The sequence below is a fragment of the Flavobacterium caeni genome, assembly GCF_900101895.1.
In the GTDB taxonomy this organism is placed as follows: Bacteria; Bacteroidota; Bacteroidia; order Flavobacteriales; family Flavobacteriaceae; genus Flavobacterium; species Flavobacterium caeni.
Window position 1 is genome coordinate 135,629 of sequence record NZ_FMVF01000002.1, and the last position, 18,440, is coordinate 154,068.

General features: G+C 49.6%; 18 protein-coding genes. 11 read left to right on the plus strand and 7 right to left on the minus strand.

Annotated elements, in window-relative coordinates; all coding sequences use genetic code 11:
* Nucleotides 1–182 precede the first annotated feature (182 nt).
* The gene (locus tag BLP55_RS00595) at nt 183–2,276 is read left to right on the plus strand and encodes a M1 family metallopeptidase (protein WP_091140084.1); all 2,094 of its coding nucleotides are present in this window, start codon (nt 183–185) and stop codon (nt 2,274–2,276) included.
* A 2-nt stretch (nt 2,277–2,278) separates the two neighbouring features.
* On the plus strand, nt 2,279–3,178 hold the full coding sequence (locus BLP55_RS00600; RefSeq protein ID WP_091140086.1) for a patatin-like phospholipase family protein: 900 nt from the start codon (nt 2,279–2,281) through the stop codon (nt 3,176–3,178).
* Nucleotides 3,179–3,337: 159 nt separating this feature from the next.
* Here BLP55_RS00600 and BLP55_RS00605 read toward each other — a convergent pair whose 3' ends face one another.
* Nucleotides 3,338–3,856 (minus strand): DUF7935 family protein, encoded by a 519-nt coding sequence (locus BLP55_RS00605; RefSeq protein ID WP_091140088.1) that lies wholly within the window; start codon nt 3,854–3,856, stop codon nt 3,338–3,340.
* 102 nt (nt 3,857–3,958) lie between these two features.
* On the opposite strand from BLP55_RS00605, the gene BLP55_RS00610 reads away from it, so the two are divergent.
* The 6 genes from BLP55_RS00610 (at nt 3,959) to BLP55_RS00635 (ending at nt 11,273) form a co-directional block, all read left to right on the plus strand.
* Nucleotides 3,959–4,729, plus strand: coding sequence for a sulfite exporter TauE/SafE family protein (locus tag BLP55_RS00610; protein WP_091140091.1), 771 nt, complete (start codon nt 3,959–3,961; stop codon nt 4,727–4,729).
* A gap of 472 nt (nt 4,730–5,201) precedes the next feature.
* The gene (locus BLP55_RS00615; RefSeq protein ID WP_091140093.1) at nt 5,202–5,762 is read left to right on the plus strand and encodes a Crp/Fnr family transcriptional regulator; all 561 of its coding nucleotides are present in this window, start codon (nt 5,202–5,204) and stop codon (nt 5,760–5,762) included.
* A 181-nt stretch (nt 5,763–5,943) separates the two neighbouring features.
* Complete coding sequence (locus tag BLP55_RS00620) at nt 5,944–6,621, plus strand: type 1 glutamine amidotransferase domain-containing protein (protein ID WP_091140701.1); 678 nt, start codon at nt 5,944–5,946, stop codon at nt 6,619–6,621.
* A 23-nt stretch (nt 6,622–6,644) separates the two neighbouring features.
* A complete protein-coding gene (locus BLP55_RS00625; protein ID WP_091140096.1) occupies nt 6,645–7,439 on the plus strand; it encodes an SDR family NAD(P)-dependent oxidoreductase in 795 nt (264 codons plus the stop codon).
* A 629-nt stretch (nt 7,440–8,068) separates the two neighbouring features.
* A complete protein-coding gene (locus BLP55_RS00630) occupies nt 8,069–10,405 on the plus strand; it encodes an ATP-dependent helicase (RefSeq protein ID WP_091140099.1) in 2,337 nt (778 codons plus the stop codon).
* A 244-nt stretch (nt 10,406–10,649) separates the two neighbouring features.
* A complete protein-coding gene (locus tag BLP55_RS00635; RefSeq protein WP_091140101.1) occupies nt 10,650–11,273 on the plus strand; it encodes an L-threonylcarbamoyladenylate synthase in 624 nt (207 codons plus the stop codon).
* Between the two features lie 103 nt (nt 11,274–11,376).
* On the opposite strand, the gene BLP55_RS00640 is transcribed toward BLP55_RS00635, so the two are convergent.
* From BLP55_RS00640 to BLP55_RS00660, 5 genes are all read right to left on the minus strand, one after another.
* Nucleotides 11,377–12,216 (minus strand): OmpA/MotB family protein, encoded by an 840-nt coding sequence (locus BLP55_RS00640; RefSeq protein ID WP_091140104.1) that lies wholly within the window; start codon nt 12,214–12,216, stop codon nt 11,377–11,379.
* Between the two features lie 73 nt (nt 12,217–12,289).
* Complete coding sequence (locus tag BLP55_RS00645; protein WP_091140107.1) at nt 12,290–13,282, minus strand: glycosyltransferase family 2 protein; 993 nt, start codon at nt 13,280–13,282, stop codon at nt 12,290–12,292.
* The gene (locus tag BLP55_RS00650) at nt 13,279–13,740 is read right to left on the minus strand and encodes a type I restriction enzyme HsdR N-terminal domain-containing protein (protein WP_091140109.1); all 462 of its coding nucleotides are present in this window, start codon (nt 13,738–13,740) and stop codon (nt 13,279–13,281) included. Before BLP55_RS00650 ends, BLP55_RS00645 begins: the two co-directional genes overlap by 4 nt.
* A 100-nt stretch (nt 13,741–13,840) precedes the next feature.
* On the minus strand, nt 13,841–15,373 hold the full coding sequence (locus BLP55_RS00655; protein ID WP_091140112.1) for a L,D-transpeptidase family protein: 1,533 nt from the start codon (nt 15,371–15,373) through the stop codon (nt 13,841–13,843).
* A 12-nt stretch (nt 15,374–15,385) separates the two neighbouring features.
* Nucleotides 15,386–15,580: a hypothetical protein gene (locus tag BLP55_RS00660; RefSeq protein ID WP_091140115.1), complete on the minus strand. Its 195-nt coding sequence runs from the start codon at nt 15,578–15,580 to the stop codon at nt 15,386–15,388.
* A 416-nt stretch (nt 15,581–15,996) separates the two neighbouring features.
* On the opposite strand from BLP55_RS00660, the gene holA reads away from it, so the two are divergent.
* A complete protein-coding gene (gene holA, locus BLP55_RS00665) occupies nt 15,997–17,001 on the plus strand; it encodes a DNA polymerase III subunit delta (RefSeq protein WP_091140702.1) in 1,005 nt (334 codons plus the stop codon).
* Between the two features lie 30 nt (nt 17,002–17,031).
* Here the strand turns inward: holA and BLP55_RS00670 are convergent, their stop codons facing one another.
* On the minus strand, nt 17,032–17,139 hold the full coding sequence (locus BLP55_RS00670) for a T9SS type A sorting domain-containing protein (RefSeq protein ID WP_091140118.1): 108 nt from the start codon (nt 17,137–17,139) through the stop codon (nt 17,032–17,034).
* A 183-nt stretch (nt 17,140–17,322) separates the two neighbouring features.
* Here BLP55_RS00670 and BLP55_RS00675 point away from each other — a divergent pair, with 183 nt between their 5' ends.
* Together BLP55_RS00675 and BLP55_RS00680 are read left to right on the plus strand one after the other, a co-directional pair.
* Complete coding sequence (locus BLP55_RS00675) at nt 17,323–18,057, plus strand: hypothetical protein (RefSeq protein WP_091140121.1); 735 nt, start codon at nt 17,323–17,325, stop codon at nt 18,055–18,057.
* A gap of 121 nt (nt 18,058–18,178) precedes the next feature.
* Nucleotides 18,179–18,355 carry a CAL67264 family membrane protein gene (locus tag BLP55_RS00680; RefSeq protein WP_244503397.1) on the plus strand — a complete coding sequence of 59 codons (177 nt, stop codon included), beginning with the start codon at nt 18,179–18,181 and terminating at the stop codon, nt 18,353–18,355.
* Nucleotides 18,356–18,440 lie beyond the last annotated feature (85 nt).

Consider the following 18,440-nt stretch of genomic DNA (forward strand, 5'->3'; position numbering starts at 1 on the left):
TCTATCGCAAACAATTTGATCGGCAATAGCTACGCCCACCCAGCACAAATTTACCCAATCCCAACCCAACCCCACTACAGAAAATCCACAAATCCCCACCCCCAATCTTCCCAAACTTCCCTTAAACGTGTTTCGCAATTCGCCCCAAATCCACTAACTTTACCAATACCTAAACATACCACATGAGATTCGCCTTGCTTTTTTTGTTGCTTCCGACCGCGCTTTTGGCCCAAAAACCACGTGTAGACTTCAAGACCATCTTTGCCGCCATCGAAATCAATCCCGTCAAACGCAACGTGGCCGGGACCGGGAGTTACACCTTTGACGTCATCGACAAAAAAATCGATACCATCCGCATCGACGCGCAAAAAATGGAATTCACGCAGGTCAGGATCAACGGGCGCGACGTCAAATTCAAGAACAACCAAAAACAGCTGTTGTTGTACGACGGTTTCAAAAAAGGCGAGAACACGCTAACGTTCCACTACGAAGCTTTCCCGACCCAAACCATGTATTTCGTCAACTGGGATTTCACCGCCGATGTGCTCAATCCCGAAGAACTCTCAGGCCAAATCTGGACGCAGGGCCAAGGCAAATACACCAGCCATTGGTTGCCGAGTTTTGACGACGTGAACGAAAAAGCCGTGTTCAACCTCGACATCACGTTCCAGAAGAGCTTTGAGGTCGTGGCCAACGGGCAGCTCGTTTCGCGCAATCCGTCGGGCGATAATTTTGTGTGGCAGTACCGTATGAAGGACCCGATGAGCAGTTACCTGGTAGCCATCGCCATAGGGCATTACGAAAAAAAGATGACCCATTCGACATCGGGGATTCCGTTGTATTTTTATTATGAAGACGAGGACAAGCGCCGCTACGAACCCACGTACCGTTACAGCAAAGAAGTTTTCGATTTTCTCGAAGAAGAGATCGGGTATCCGTATCCGTGGGAAGTGTACCGACAAGTACCGGTGCGCGATTTTTTGTATGCGGGCATGGAAAACACCTCGGCCACGATTTTTTCGCGCGATCTGGTGGTCGACAGCATCGCTTACAACGACCGCAATTACCTGAACGTGAACGCGCATGAACTCGCGCACCAGTGGTTTGGCGATTTGGTGACCGCCACATCGGGCAAGGACCATTGGCTGCAGGAAGGTTTTGCGACTTATTATGCGTTGCTGGCCGAACGCAAGGTGCTCGGCGACGATGATTTTTACTGGCAACTGCTCAAGACCGCGCAACAACTCAAGGCCGCGGCCAAAACCGATTCGGTGCCGTTGTGGAACCCCAAGGCCAGTTCGCTTACTTTTTACCAAAAAGGGGCTTGGGCGTTGCATGCCATCCGGCATAGAATAGGGCGCGAGAAGTTCAACAAGGCGGTCAAGAATTACCTCGAGAAGTATGCTTTTAAGAATGTGACCACCGACGATTTCCTGGCCGAAGTGACCGCCGTGGCCAAATTCGATACCGACGCGTTCAAGAAAACCTGGCTGGAAGCACCGGGTTTCCCGCTGGCCGAAGCCGAGGCGATGCTCGTCGATGAAAGCGCGCTCGCCAAACAATATGTGCAGTTGCGCGACCACAAGCTGTCGCCCGAAAAAGACCGCGACGAGATGCTCAAGCTGATCCGCGGCCGTGTGCATTACCCCATCAAGGAATTGCTGTTGTACCAGCTGCTCGAACAGCCGTTTGAGGTCAAGCAACCGATGCTCTCGGCCGCGCTCAAAACCGGTGACTGGCGCGTTCGGCAAGCGGTGGCATCTACGGTCGAGACCATTCCAGAGGGTTTTCGGGCAGAATACGAAACGTTACTAAACGACAAATCATACGAAACCCAGGAGATAGCGCTGTTCAACCTGTGGCGCATTTTTCCCGACGAGCGCAAACGCTACTTGGAATTGTCCAAAAATTGGGTCGGGTTCCAGGACAAGAACCTGCGGTTGCTGCACCTTTCGTTGGCCTATGCGACCACCGAGGACAAAGCCGAGAAATTCTCGATGTACCGTGAGTTGCTCGCCTACACGGGTACCAATTACGATTCGGGTATGCAACAAAATGCGCTCGAGAAACTCATCAGCCTTGACCTCAAGACCGAGGACGTGTTACGTAGTTTGGCGTATGGTCTGGGCAACCACCGTTGGCAGTTCGTCAAATTTTGTAAAGACAATATCCGTATCTTGCTCAAGGAGAAAAAGCACCGCGACGTGTTTATCAAGATCCGCGCAAAGCTTCCGATCCGCGAAAAAACGCAACTCCAACGGTTGCTTGAAGAATAACTATGAGAGCACTCGTGATTTCTGGCGGCGGCAGTAAGGGCGCCTTTGCGGGCGGTGTCGCGCAATATTTGATCGAACAGCACCAATACCAATACGATTTGCTGTTGGGTACGTCTACGGGCAGTTTGCTCATCCCGCACCTTGCGCTGGGCAAGGTCAACAAGATTTACGACATCTACACCAGCGTAGATGAACACAAGATCTTTAACGTCAACCCGTTTGTGGTCAAGGTACGCAACGGTGTCGAGATCGTGACCATCAACCACATGAACGTGTTGCGTCAGTTTTTCAAGAAGAAACGAACCTTTGGCGAGAGCAAGCAGCTGCGGCGTTACATCAGGGAAAGTTTTACGAAAGAGGAGTTTGCCGCGCTCAAATCGTCGCAATGCAACATTGTCGTGACGGTGACCAACATTTCGCGCAACGAGGTCGAGTACAAATGCATACGCGATTTCGAATACGAGGAATTTTGCGACTGGATCTGGATTTCGTGCAACTATGTACCGTTTATGAGTTTGGTGGAACGCAACGGCAGTCTGTACGGCGACGGCGGATTCTCGAACCTCGTGCCTATACGCGAGGCCATCCAGCGCGGCGCGACCGAAATAGACGTCGTGGTGCTCGAGATGGAAACCAACCGTACGCCAAAGGTCATCGGCAAGAACCCATTTTCGCTGATGGTGGATTTGTTCGGTACGTTGCTCGACCAGGTCGAAAAGCACGACATCACCATAGGCAAGCTTGCGGCCAAGAACAAAAACGTCAAGCTCAATTTGTACTACACCCCCACGTCATTAACCACCAACGCCTTGATCTTCAACAAGGAAAAAATGAAACAATGGTGGCACGAAGGCTACGAATATGCGCAAAACAAAAGCGAACTGATGAGCGAAAACAAATAAAACTGTTTTAGAAGTAGGGTTTTTCGCGCGGCGATTGTTATTCTATTAACTACGGCATCCGTAGCGCCCCATAGTTGTAATTAAATTGGGTTTAATTAATAAAATTGGGAATAAATTGCTGTGAGAAAAACCTTCCCTGATACCGGGAGGGTTTTTTGTTTATAAAAACTCCTTCACCTCATTCTTAATAAACGCCAATGCCGTACTGCTCGGCGTGGCCTTGTCGAACATCTCGCCCAAAATGGTTTCGCGCAAATGGTTCGCGTCCTTGACCGAAGCGTCGTTGGCCGTTTTGCGCAACAGCTGGATGGTGGCGTTCTTGGCCGTCGTGATGATGCCCCAACATTCGTCTGAAAGGTAAATTTGTTGCGTGAGGTTGTGTTCGTATTCCTGTTCGATTTGTGCAACCACAAAATTCGCGTAATCGGCCTTGTCTTCAGAAATCGGCTGGATGCGGATCAGCGCCTTGGCCGGATCGATGCGTTCCATGAGCAAAGCCATGCGCTCGTAGGCCTGCAAACGCAACGGCAATGCGGCTTTCTGGTTTTCGCGCATCAACACGAATTTGCGCGTGTTGCGCTCGTTGGCAAAATGCATCTGGAAAAAATAATACGCCACAGCGCCCGTGATTGCGGCGGGAATGCAATAAAACAACAGTTCAAGGATTTTGTCGGTCATGGTTTGTTTTTAGTTGGTAACGCTAGCAAAAGTAAAATATTACGGCTACAAAAAACCAATTTAACGCGAATTTAATTGGCTATCTTTGGCAAAACTTTTCGCTTGGAAACCTATGTCATCGTGCTGTTGTGCATCGCCTCGTTCTTCGCTGGTTTGGTCGATGCGATCGTGGGTGGCGGCGGACTCATCCAAACGCCGGTCGCGCTGGTCGTGCTGCCCAATGTGCCCGTGGCCAACATTATCGGGACACTCAAGATTCCGGCTTTTAGCGGGACATCGTTTGCGGCCAGGCAGTACTTGAAGAACGTGAAGCTCGATTGGAAATTGCTCGTGACGATGATGGTGCTCGCGGTGCCGTCGGCCTACGTCGGATCGATTGCGCTCACGCACATGCCCAACGATTTCATGAAACCGATTTTGCTTGTCGTGCTGTCCTTGCTCGCCATTTACACGTTCGCCAAGAAGAATTTCGGTCAACACACCGACAAATCACATTCAAATTTCCAGCAACTTTTATACGCCGTCATGCTCAGTATGGTCGTCGGCTTCTACGACGGATTTATCGGGCCGGGCACGGGTAGTTTTTTGGTTGTCGGGTTCATTGCGTTGCTCGGATTCGATTTTTTGCACGCGTCGGCCAATGCGAAGATGGTCAACCTGGCGACCAATTTCGGGTCGATTTGCCTGTTTGCGCTCAAGGGAAAAATCCTGTGGGCGGTGGCGATCCCGATGGCGTTTTGCAATGCGCTTGGCGGTTTCATCGGCGCAAAATTGGCCATCAGCCGCGGGAACAAATTCATCCGCGTGTTCTTTTTGTTGGTCGTCGTCGGTACTTTAATCCGATTCGGTTATGATGTTTTCATCGGAAAGTAATCGTTAACGTTAGGCCACTTCACGCATTGCCGATCAAAGTGGGCCGGGTGCTGTCTGCCGAAGATACCATAACTTCCAACTGCCGAAACCCCGCGATGTCTTGAAACTGCGGTTGCACGAATTATCTGGGTGTTGGCGGTTGATTTTCAAAGCCTTTTGTGTGATTTCAATTTCAAAAAGTTTGTATGGCTCAGTGATATTTTGGTATAAAATATTTTTTTGTCACACAAAAAGCTGTGACATTTTGACAATAAATGCTATTATGTCACACAAAAAGTTGTGACATTTTCACATAAAATATCATTATGTCACACCTGTGGAAATAGTATAGAAATTATAGGAGCATATTTTAGCCTATATCGGCATACTTCGAAGAAATGGGGAGATTTTGGGAAAAGAACAATTGTACTTTAAGAGTCTTAATCACGAAGTTTGTTGTATGTCACTCGGACAATTCGTATAACTTTGTGCCATGGGCCACAAACTTCGCCAACACATCGAACAAATCACGCCGCTTTCCGACGCCGAATTCGACTACATCCTGTCGCATTTTACGCCGAGGAAATACAAGAAGCACCAATTCTTGCTGCAAGTGGACGATCCCGTCCGCAACGATTTCTTCGTCCTCAGCGGATTGCTCAAACTCTACCACACCGACGCCGAGGGCAAGGAGCACATCCTGCAATTCGCTATGGAAGATTGGTGGATTTGCGATTACCAGGCGTATTTTAACCAAACGAATGCGACGCTCGCCATCGACTGCATCGAAGATGTCGAGGTGTTGTGTTTGTCGTTGCAGAACCGCGACAAATTGTGCTCGGAATTGCACAAGATCGAACATTTCTTCCGACGCAAATCCAACGGCGGGTACATCGCGATGCAACGCCGCGTACTGTCGCTGTTGAACAACAACGCCAAGGAGCGCTACGAACAATTGCTCGCCCAGTATCCGATGCTGTTCCAACGCGTTCCCAAAACGTTAATCGCTGCCTACTTGGGCGTTTCGCGCGAAACCTTGAGCCGACTTTCCTAAAAGTGTGACCTACATCACACCAAATTCTTGACTTACATCATTGGTGTAGCGGTGCGTTTCATCGGAACTTTGTATCCAACAATCAGCAACAAATCCGATGAAGAGAATCGTTACATTGATGGTCATCGCCGCCACCATTTTCAATAGTCAAGCGCAGGCGCCAATTCAAAAATCAACCAAAATGAAGAAAGTGTTATTCGTGGTCACGAGCCACGACCAAAAAGGAAGCACGGGCGAACCGACGGGTTATTATCTGGGCGAAGTGTCGCATCCGTGGGAAGTTTTGCACGACGCGGGTTACGAAATCGACTTTGTGAGCCCGAGAGGTGGCAAGGCACCCGTCGACGGTTTCAACCTTGACGATGCGACCAACCGCAAATTCTGGAACGACGCCCAATACCGCCACAAAGTCGAGCACACGATGAAACCATCCGAGGTCAATCCAAACGATTATGCCGTCATTTATTACGCAGGCGGACACGGTGCGATGTGGGATTTTGCCGACAATGTAGAATTGGCGCAAATCGCTGCGAAAATCTATGAGGCCAATGGCATCGTCGGCGCGGTTTGCCACGGCCCGGCGGGATTGGTCAACATCAAATTATCGAACGGCAAATACCTCGTCGACGGCAAGAAAATCAACACCTTTACCAATGAAGAGGAGGAAGCCGTCGGGCTCACGAAAGTGGTTCCGTTCCTGCTCGAATCGAAAATGATCGAACGCGGTGCGAAATTCGAAAAGTCGGGATTGTGGCAAAACCACGTGGTGGCCGACCAGCGCGTGGTCACCGGGCAAAACCCGCAATCGGCCAAAAGCGTCGGCGAAGAAATCCTTCAATTATTGACCAATAAAAAATAAATAATAACAATAAATAATAAATCATGGATTTACAACTCAACAATAAAACCGCCTTCATCTCTGGCTCTACCGCCGGAATCGGGCTCGCCACCGCCAAACGATTGGCCGCAGAAGGCGCCACCGTGATCATCAACGGCCGTACGCAACAAAGTGTCGACCAGGCCGTAAAACAACTCCAATCTGAAACGGGAAACCCAAATGTTTCAGGCATCGTCGCCGATTTTTCGAGCGTCGAAGACATCAGCAAACTGATCGCGCAATTGCCAGACATCGACATTCTGGTGAACAATACCGGCATTTTCGAGCCCAAACCATTCGCCGAAATCCCCGATGAGGACTGGTTCCGGTTTTTTGACATCAACGTCATGAGCGGCGTGCGTTTGTCGCGGCATTTCTTTCCGAAAATGGTGGCCAGGAATTGGGGCCGCATCATTTTCATCTCGAGCGAATCGGGGATCATGATTCCGGATGAAATGATCCATTACGGAATGACCAAAAGTGCGCAACTGGCCGTTTCGAGCGGACTCGCCCAACTGACCAAAGGAACGAATGTCACGGTCAATTCAATTTTGCCCGGCCCGACCAAGTCGCGTGGCGTGGGGCAATTTTTGGAGGATTTGGCTGCGGCCGATAGCAAATCTGTGGCAGAGGTTGAGGCCGATTTCTTTAGTAAGATGCGTCCGGGGTCGTTGATCCAGCGGTTTGCGTCGGTGGAGGAAATTGCCAATACGGTGGCGTACTATGTGAGTCCGTTGGCGTCGGCGACCAATGGTGCGGCGATTCGGGTGGAGGGTGGATTGGTACGGTCGATTGTGTGAGCGGTTGGCTTGTTTTTGATAAACAAATTTGGCAATAAAATGTACAGATTTTTTGCAGGTTGGGTATTGAAATTTTTTGTATTTTTTCTCCGTGAGGGAAGGGGGCGTGAGGTTTACCCCTAACAAATCCGGATGAAACTGGGCTACAGAAAATCTGTGTATTTTGTTAAATCTGAAACTATTTTTTGTCACGGCAGCGTGTTTCATCAACTACAGATTTTCTGCAGGTTAGGCATTGAAATTTTTTGTATTTTTTCTCCGTGAGGGGAGGGGGCGTGAGGTTTACCCCTAACAAATTCCGGTGAAACTGGGCTACAGAAAATCTGTGTATTTTGTTAAATCCGAAACTGTTTTTTGCCACAGTGGCGCATTTTTTCAGTTGCAGATTTTCTACAGGTCAGGTATTGAAAAATTTTGTATTTTTTCTCCGTGAGGGGAGGGGGCGTGAGGTTTACCCCTAACAAATTCCGGTGAAACTTGGCTACAGAAAATCTGTACTTTTTGTTAAAACCGAACTAAATTTATGCACTTGAAAAGCGGCATTTTTGTTCGTAAATAGTTCGGGATTAACACAAAATCCGTAGTCGAATTCCCTTCAAAATCCTTATTTTTGGCCTTTTGATTTGACCATGCAAAAATACATTGACCAGCTCAATGAGGCCCAACGCGAACCCGTACTCCACAAAGACGGCCCCATGATCATCATCGCGGGCGCGGGTTCGGGCAAGACCCGCGTACTCACGATCCGTATCGCTTATTTGATGAGCCAGGGTGTCGATGCGTTCAACATCCTCGCGCTGACCTTTACCAACAAGGCCGCGCGCGAGATGAAGAACCGTATCGCAGGCATCGTCGGATCGGCCGAAGCCAAGCATTTATGGATGGGTACGTTCCACTCGGTGTTCGCGCGGATATTGCGCGCCGAGGCCGACAAGCTGGGCTATCCGTCGAATTTTACAATTTACGATACGCAGGATTCGGTTCGGCTCATCTCGGCCATCATCAAGGAAATGCAGCTCGACAAGGACGTCTACAAACCCAAGCAGGTGTACGGCAGGATCTCATCCTACAAAAACAGTTTGATCACGGTCAAGGCCTATTTCAACAACCCCGAATTGGTCGAAGCCGATGCGATGTCCAAAAAACCGCGGCTGGGCGAAATTTACCAACACTATGTAGACCGGTGCTTCAAGGCCGGTGCGATGGATTTCGACGATTTGTTGCTCAAGACCAATGAATTGCTCGCGCGTTTTCCCGATGTGTTGTCCAAATACCAGAACCGTTTCCGCTATATTTTGGTGGACGAGTACCAGGACACGAACCATTCGCAGTACCTTATCGTGCGCGCATTGTCGGATCGCTTCCAGAACATTTGCGTGGTGGGCGACGACGCGCAGAGTATCTACGCGTTTCGCGGGGCCAACATCAACAACATCCTCAATTTCCAAAAGGACTACGACGGCGTCAAGACCTATCGTCTGGAGCAAAATTACCGTTCGACGCGCAACATTGTCGAGGCGGCCAACACCATCATCGACAAGAACAAGACCAAGCTCGACAAAGTGGTTTGGACGGCCAACGACGACGGCCCGAAGATCAAGGTGCACCGCAGCATCACCGATGCCGAGGAAGGCCGTTTTGTGGCTGGCGAGATTTGGGAGCAAAAGATGAACAGGCAAATGAACAACGGCCAGTTCGCGATCTTGTACCGCACCAATGCGCAGTCGCGCGCCATGGAGGATGCGCTGCGCAAACGCGACATCCCGTACCGCATTTACGGCGGCCTGTCGTTCTACCAGCGCAAGGAAATCAAAGATGTGCTTTGCTACCTGCGGCTGGTCATCAATCCCAAGGATGAAGAAGCGCTTGTTCGCGTGATCAATTATCCCGCGCGCGGTATCGGCGATACAACCGTAGAAAAAATCACCATCGCGGCCAACCATTACAAACGCTCGATGTTCGAGGTCATGGAAAACATCGACAAGATCGACCTCAAGCTCAATGCGGGCACCCGGAACAAACTGACCGATTTTGTCAACATGATCAAGAGTTTCCAGATCATCGAGAAACAGCACGACGCGTTTTACATCACCGATCACGTGGCCAAAAAAACCGGATTGGTGCAGGAACTCAAGAAAGACGCTACGCCCGAGGGCATCCAGCGCATCGAGAACATCGAAGAACTCCTGAACGGTATCAAGGATTTTACCGAAGGCCAAAAAGAAGTCGACGGCGCGCGCGGTGCATTGGCCGAATTCCTCGAAGACGTGGCCCTGGCGACCGATCTCGACAAAGACACCGGCGACGACGACCGCGTGGCACTCATGACGATCCACCTGGCCAAAGGGCTCGAATTTCCGTACGTTTTTGTCGTCGGGATGGAGGAAGACCTGTTCCCGAGCGCGATGAGCATGAACACGCGCAGCGAACTCGAAGAAGAACGCCGTTTGTTTTATGTTGCCTTGACACGTGCCGAGCACCAGGCTTACCTGACCTATGCGCAATCGCGTTACCGCTGGGGCAAGCTCACCGACAGCGATCCGTCGCGGTTCATCAACGAGATCGACGGGCAGTTTTTGGAATACTTGACCGCCGAGGAATCGAATTACCGCTACAAGCCGATGATCGATGCCGATATTTTTGGCGATGTCGACAAATCGAAACTGCGCACGGTCAAACCCACCGCGGGTACACCGCCCAAGTGGCTTACCGACAACGAACCCAAACCAACGGCCAACATCCGAAAGCTCAAGCCCGTCGCATCGAACGGATCGTCCGGCGGCAATTCCAATTTGTTCGACGACAAACTCACCGTGGGCAGCGTGGTCATGCACGAACGTTTCGGTAAGGGCGAGATCATCAACCTCGAGGGCGCAGGTGCCGATAAGAAAGCCGAGATCAGGTTTGAGGTGGGCGGGATCAAGAAGTTGTTGTTGCGGTTCGCAAAGTTGGATGTGATAGGGTGATTGATTATTGATTATTGATTATTGATTATTGATTATTGATTATTGATTATTGATTATTGATTATTGATTATTGATTATTGATTATTGATTATTGATTATTTCAATTAATTGACCAATCCTAGCTCCGATTGCAGCGGAAAACAGGAATATGCTCCCAAAAAAAAATCTGAATTATACAAATGTTCCCAGTTAATTTTGAGTAACTTCATTTAACACTTATAGTTCAACATTTATAATTTCAAGTATGGCCCAATTCATCAAAATATACAACGACAAACCCAACGAAGCCGCGATCGACAAAGTCGTCAAGGTGTTGCGCGACGGTGGGCTCGTGATTTACCCGACCGATACCGTTTATGGTTTGGGTTGCGACATCACCAACTCGCGCGCGCTTGAGAAAATCGCCAAGCTCAAGGGGGTCAAGTTAGAGAAGGCGAATTTTTCGTTTGTGTGCTACGATTTGAGCAACCTGTCCGACTACGTCAAGCAAATCGACACGGCCACGTTCAAGCTGCTCAAGCGTTCGCTGCCCGGGCCTTACACGTTTATTTTGCCGGGCAACAACAACCTGCCCAAGGAGTTCAAGAAGAAAACAACGGTGGGGATCCGTGTGCCCGACAACAACATCGCGCGTGCGTTGGTCGAGAAATTGGGCAACCCGATCGTTTCGACGTCCATCCACGACGACGATGAGGTACTGGAATATTCCACCGATCCCGAACTGATTTTCGAGAAATGGCAAAACCTCGTAGACGTGGTCATCGACGGCGGTTATGGCGACAACGAGGCATCGACCATCATCGACTTGTCGGGAAGCGAACCGGTTTTGGTCAGGGAAGGCAAAGGCGATCCTTCGATCATCGACTAAAACATCAACCTGTTAAACAAAAAATCCCGGCGCAAACCAGGATTTCTTTTTTTTCAGTGCCTTCTTGTCCTTCGACTTTCGACTTTAGACCTTCGACAAATAATTATTTCTGCGAAAGGGTTTTCATTTCCTTTTCGATCATTTCATAAAACTCGTCGATTTTTGGCATCACCACAATACGCGTACGACGGTTGGTTTGGCGGTTGTCCGAGGTAAGGTTGTCTACCAACGGGATGAACTCGCCACGGCCGGCCGCAATCAGTTGCTTAGGCTGTACGCCCAGTTCGGTGAGCACGCGAACAATCGAAGTCGCGCGTTTTACAGACAAATCCCAGTTGTCGAGCAAGATGCCGTTTGATTTGTAAGGGACGTTGTCGGTGTGGCCTTCGACCATACATTCAAATGTAGGTTTGCTGTTGACCACCTTGGCCACTTTGCCGAGCACTTCTTTGGCGCGGTCGCTCACGAGGTAGCTGCCGCTTTTGAAGAGCAATTTATCGGCAATCGAGATGAACACGACGCCTTTTTCTACGTTGACCTGGATATCGGGGTCTGAGATGCCGACTTCTTTCTTGAGGCTCGTGACGAGCGCAAGCGTGACACTGTCTTTCTTGGTCAGGGCGTCTTGCAGGCGGCTGATCTTCAGGTCTTTTTCCTTCATCGATTCGAGGGCTTTTTCGATGTTTTGCGCGCCCTGCGTGGTGAGCGTGGTCATGTTGCCCATGTTGTTGATCAAATCGTTGTTGTTCTTTTTGAGGTAATCGATTTGGCTGTTGAGCGCTTCTTTTTCGGACAAACAAGTATTGAGTTTGACGGTTGCCGTGTTAAGCAAATCCTGGATTTCCTTGTTCTTGGCTTCGCACGCGGCCAGCTTCTTTTTGGTTCCACACGATGTTGTCGCAAGTGCCGCAACAACCGATAAGGCTAAGATTACTTTTCTCATAATTGAATTTTTTCGGTTGTACAAATTTAACATTTATCTGTCTTGACAAAATGCCCGATGGCATAAACTATTGTTAAAACAACTCGGTAAACTTACGGCGTTTTTTGACGAAATAGTTATACACAATGCCGTTTACCTTATAATATTCGCCCACTTGGCGGTCGCCGCGTTTGCGGTAGGTTTTCGAAAGCGCGCCGTAAAACGAAAAATGTGCGTTGACGATCGCCATCGTATGCGTGATTTTTCCTTGCCACGCAAACTGGATGCCCGCCACGCCGTCCAGACACAAACGCGCAAAAATTATAGGCAGCAGTCTGGAAAACGGCAAATTCTTGAGCAGCATCAACAGCGAGTTGCGAAAGTTCAAAAATGTTTTGCGCGGGCTGCCTTGCTGCAACGTCGCGCCGCCAACGTGGTACACCACAGATTGTGCGATGTAACGCGCTTTGTGGTTTAAGTTGAACGCGCGCCAGCACAAATCGATTTCTTCCTGGTGCGCAAAAAAGTCGCCGTCAAAGCCGCCCAGTTTGCGGTACACGTCGCTTCGGATGAACATGCATGCGCCCGACGCCCAAAAAATAGCTACGTCGTCGTTGTACTGTGCGTGGTCTTTCTCGAGCGTATCGAACAAACGCCCACGGCAAAACGGATAGCCATACTTGTCGATAAAGCCGCCTGCCGCGCCCGCATATTCAAAGTAGTCCTTGTTTTTGTAGTCCAGTATTTTGGGTTGCACGATGGCCAATGCAGAGTCGTTTTCAAAGGCCGAAACAATCGGAGCGAGCCAGTTTTCGGTGACCTCGATGTCTGAGTTGACGAGCGCAAACACCTGGGCGTCGACTTTCTTGAGCGCCTCGTTGTAGCCGCCTGCGAACCCGTAGTTTTTGTCGTTTTTGATGATGCGTACCGACGGGAATTCGGCTTCCAATACCGCAATCGAATCGTCGGTCGACGCATTGTCGGCCACATAGATAGCGGCCTGCGGCGAATGGGCCACCACCGACGGCAAGAATCGGCGCAACAAACCCGCGCCGTTCCAATTGAGGATGACAACGGCGATTTTCACGAGCGAACGGTTGTAGGTTCGTAATCGGGTAGTGCGGGCAGAAAGACGTATTGCTGGTTTTCGTAGTCCATGCGGCAAAAGTAGTGGTCGAGCCCGTTGGTGACCATCAGGAACTGCGACTGCATCGACAGGTTGTACCGCGCGATCTGGTCGAAAACCGATTGCGAAATCTTGACGTGCGGCGCCTTACATTCCACCAATATTTGGATCGATCCGTCGGGGTTGTACACCACCACATCGTACCGTTTGGCCAGTCCGTTGACGAGCAATAGTTTTTCTACATTGAGCAGCGACTTGGGTGTTTTTTTCTCGGTCAGCAAAAAATGCACGACGTGTTGGCGCACCCATTCTTCGGGTGTCAGGACGATGAACTTCTTGCGGATTTCATCGAAAACCGAAATCTTTTCGCCCGTTTGTTTGAACCGAAGCGGATAGGCGTTAAAATTGAGTCGCTGCATGGTGCAAAGAAACAAAAAACCGCAGGAACCGCAAGGTGTCGTTTTTTCAATTTTACGGCGAACTTTGCCCAAGTTTCATTGCGCGGCCGTATAAAAAAGATTATTTGTAGAGCAATTGCGCCAGACGGTCGTCACGTTCGTAGACGTCGTCAAAAAACGCCGCCACGCCGTCTTGGTTGGCCCATGCGGTAAAGTAGGCGAGGTAAACGGGTATCTTTCTGTCGAGCGTGTACTGTCGTTCTCGGCCGCTGTGCATGGCCTTGTCGATTTTTTGCGGATTCCAATTGCGGTCGTCTTCGAGGATTTTGATCGCGAGTTCACGCGCTTTCTCGACGCGCACGCATCCGTGGCTTCGGGCGCGATCGTCCATCCCAAAAACATTTTTCGCAGGCGAATCGTGCAGATAGATGTTGTTCGAATTCGGGAACATGAACTTGACCAGCCCCAGCGAATTGTGGTCGCCGGGTTTTTGTCGCAAATTGTTGCCGTGCCATTCCATGTGGTGTTTGGCCAGATAATTCGGGTCTTTGGCCATGGCAGGTTTGATTTCTTTTTTTAGGATGCTGTTCGGGATGTTCCAATAAGGGCTGAACACCAGATAGCTGATTTGCCCGCTAAAGATGACCGTTTTGTTGGCTTCTTTACCCACGACGACATTCGATTGCAAGACAGGTTTGCCATTCTTGAAATAATGCAATTGGAACGCGGGAATGTTCACGGCAATCAGTTCTTTCGATTGGGCGATATCGGGCGACAACCAACGGCAACGTTCCATGTTCACGACAAGCGTCTTGATGCGTTTCTCGACGGGTACATTCAAATGATTGGCGAGCATGGGCGTGAGGTGTGCACCCAAAATGTTGTTGCGTTTCCGATACGCCGCGATGGCGGTCTCGAGTTCGGCATCGTAGGTGGTGCTGCCGTTGTCGGTAGCGATTTCGCCCGTGGCGGCCAATCGTTTGCGTGCTTGGGCCACGGCCGGGTCGTTGTCGCCGGGTTGCAGTACTTTCTTCGAATCGGGAAAAGCGATTGCGCCCCATCCGCCTTGGTCGCGAATGTCGCGGTAGCGTTGCAGTGCTTTGCGAAGATGGTAGTACTGCGCGATGTTTTCGGTGTCGTCTTCCTCGATCTTGGCGGGTTCGAGCAGCAACGTGTCCAGGTAGGATACGTAGTCGATTTTGTCGCGCGGCAGGAACCAACCCGTCGATTTGCTCTTTTGGGCATCGACACCCGCGACCACCTTTTGCGCATAAAAAAAGTACATGGCGCTCAGGAGCAATTCGTCTTGCGGTTTGGCTTTGCCGTCCTCGGCGAATACGGCTTCGATTTCGGCCTTGTACGGGATCTTGGTCAGCACGCCATCGGCACCGATCTGGTTGACGCGGTTGTAGAGCGCTTCGGCAAAATCGATGCGTCCGTTTTGGTCGTACCAGATATAATGGTAGCCGTGTTTGCGGTACAGTTCGGTAAAATCGCTTTTGTAGTTTTTGAACTCGGGATGGCCCGCCAGAAAAGTTTCGACATGGGTGCTGTCGAGCGCAATACGGTCTTCGCGGTCGGTCGACAGTTGCGCATCGTTTTTCTTACATCCAAGCAAAAACAATACGGCCCACAACAAGAGGTGTTTTGTCATAATGGATTGGTGTTAGGCCTCATCCTTGGTATTTTCGACCAAGTTGATGCCCGAAAGAAAAAAGGTGAAGCCAAGTACGCCAAAGATAACAATCGATTTGATATCGCGTGTGGCGCCGCCCGTATTAGAAAACACATAGGCCGTATAAATCAGCCCGATGATGCCGAGTACGGTGAGCGTCGTGCCAAAGATTCTTTTGATGTTCATGATGTTTCGATTTGTTACGGTAAAGGTCGGGTTATTGTGCGGCGTAAACCTTACAGGATTCTGAAGATTTCTTGCAAGATTTTACGCCGCGGTAAAAAGTAGGATTTTTAGAAATAATCGACGGAATTGTGTAATAAAAAACACCGCCTGTCGGCGTAATTTTATTCCATACTTAATCACGTACAATCGTTACATTTTCATGCATGCATGATTTTCATGATTGATTGGTTACTTGGTTAGTGAGCAAGGGGCCGGTTTTTACTGGCCCTTTGTTGTTGGGACGGGCTTCATTCGTTATTCGACTTTCGTCAATCGACATTCATCATTTGACTACCCAGTCGAACACGTCATCTTCATTCAAAAACACTTGCCGTTTTGCCCATTAAGAACTACTTTTGAAAACCGCAAGCAATTCCATGGACGACATCCTCAAAATAGTCAACGACATCAAGGCCGAACGCATCAAACCCATTTACTTTTTGATGGGCGAGGAGCCGTATTACATCGACAAGCTATCCGATTACATCGAAGAAAATGTACTGTCCGAAGACGAAAAAGGATTCAACCAAACCGTTTTGTACGGGCGCGACGTGTCGGTAGAAGATGTAGTTTCGACCTGCAAACGCTACCCCATGATGGCCGAGCGCCAGGTGGTAATCGTCAAGGAAGCGCAGGATTTGTCGCGTACGATAGAAAAGTTCGAATCGTATGCCGAAAATCCGACGCCAACCACCGTGCTCGTGTTGTGCTACAAATACAAAACACTCGACAAACGCAAAAAAGTCACCAAGCAATTCGAAAAAAACGGACTGGTGTACGAAAGCAAGAAATTGTACGACAACCAGGTCGGACAATGGATCTCGCGTGTGTTGCAGGGCAAGGGCTATGGTATCGAACCCAAGGCCAACGCCATGCTTGTCGAATTCCTGGGCACCGATTTGAGCAAGATCAACAACGAACTCGAGAAATTGCAAATCATCTTGCCCAAAGGCACGACCATCACGGCCAAGCACATCGAGGAGAACATCGGTTTCAGCAAAGACTACAATGTGTTCGAATTGCGACGCGCACTTGCCGAACGCAACCAACTCAAGTCTTACCAAATCGCGCAGTATTTTGCCGACAACCCCAAAGACAATCCGCTGGTGATGACCAACGGGCTTGTGTTCAGTTTTTTTGTGGGCGTGCTGCAGTACCACGGGCTCAAGGACAAAAACCCCAAAAATGTCGCGGCCGTGCTCAAGGTGAATCCTTATTTTTTGAAAGACTACGACGTGGCGCTCAAGAATTATCCGATGAAAAAAGTCAGCCAAATTGTGGCCGCGCTGCGTGACATCGACCTCAAGAGCAAAGGTGTGGGCGCCAACAACATTCCCGACGGCGACCTGCTCAAGGAGATGCTCGTCAAAATATTCCAATAAAAAAGGGAAACCTTTCGATTCCCCTGGGCTTTATTTCTTGATGAATTTGGCGGTCTGTTTGCGGTCGCCCGATCGTAGCTCTACATAGTACAGCCCGTTTGACAAATCCGATACGTCTACAAACGGCGCGTCCGTCACAAATGTATAATGTTTTCAGACATAGGCAAGTGGTTGCGCATCGGCCTACAGAATTTGACAAAAAATGACGCTTACGTTCGTCAAAAAATGCCGTTCAAAGAGTTTTCTGGCCGTTGAACGACTTTTGTAGGTTGGTTGCCGCAAACCGCTTTTACTTTGTCGTGTAATTAAAATTCACCCCAAATGAAAAATATTACCTTAACCGCTTTGGCAATCTTGCCTTTTTTCGTGTCTTGTTCGACCGATCCAGACAGACCGGCGCCTGCCGACAACGTCAAACGGGTCGAAACCGCCAAATTGGCCCAAGAGGTCAACTTCACCAACCAGACTTTTGCGCTTACTTACAATCCCGATCATACGCTCGACAGCGCCATTTCTGATAACGGCTATTATTTGTTGTCTTACGAAAACGGCCGTATCAGCAACGTTTCGGGTGAAATGGAAGACCAGGCGTTCGACGTCGATTTTACCTATTCAGGGAACATGATCGCCGGGGTAACCGTCAACGGTGTGGCCAAGGTGATCACCTATGATCCGGTTCAAAAAGCCTACGAAGTGCGCGACACGGCCGAATCATTGGCCAAGGTCACGTATTTCCTCAACGGCGATGCCGATTTGAAAGAAGTGCAATCGTTCGGTAACCAAGGCAACTTCATCGACGGCAAGATCTACTATTACGACGACATGCAAAAAGGCCCGCTTTTCAACGCCAACCGCGTGACCGTGCAGCTGGCCATCGCATGTAAAAAGCAAGCTTTGTACTCTTGCGCTTTCGGCGGATTCCGTCCGTTCAAGCATTTTGCGGGTGCGCACAATGGGCCGATGATCATGAACAACACCTTCGACGCCGAGGGTTATGTGATCGACAGCGACGACAACGAACAAAACTTCGCGACGTTCAGCTACGCCAACCTCTAAACAAAACAGACTTATATATTTGAAAAGTCCCGTACTCCCTAGTGCGGGATTTTTTTTGTGGCGTCGATTTTTTACCGATATTTGTCTCCCTTGAATTTACAAATACCACCATATGGGAATGATGAATAAAAATACCGTGCTCGGCTGGGCCACCCTGATCATGGTGATCATGGGATTGGTGCTCATTGGTTTGGGTGCGTTCCGTTACGACGACGTAGCGGGCTGGGGCTTTGGCGCCGTGGGTGTTGGTTTTTTGGCCAATGCTTGGGTGTTCAATTCGCTCAAAGGACGGGTATAATCGTTTTGCACAATTTGACTATAAATGGCGACTTCTCTCCGATGGGAAGTTTTATTTTGGAATAGAGGCTTTTGAACTCGGGGCA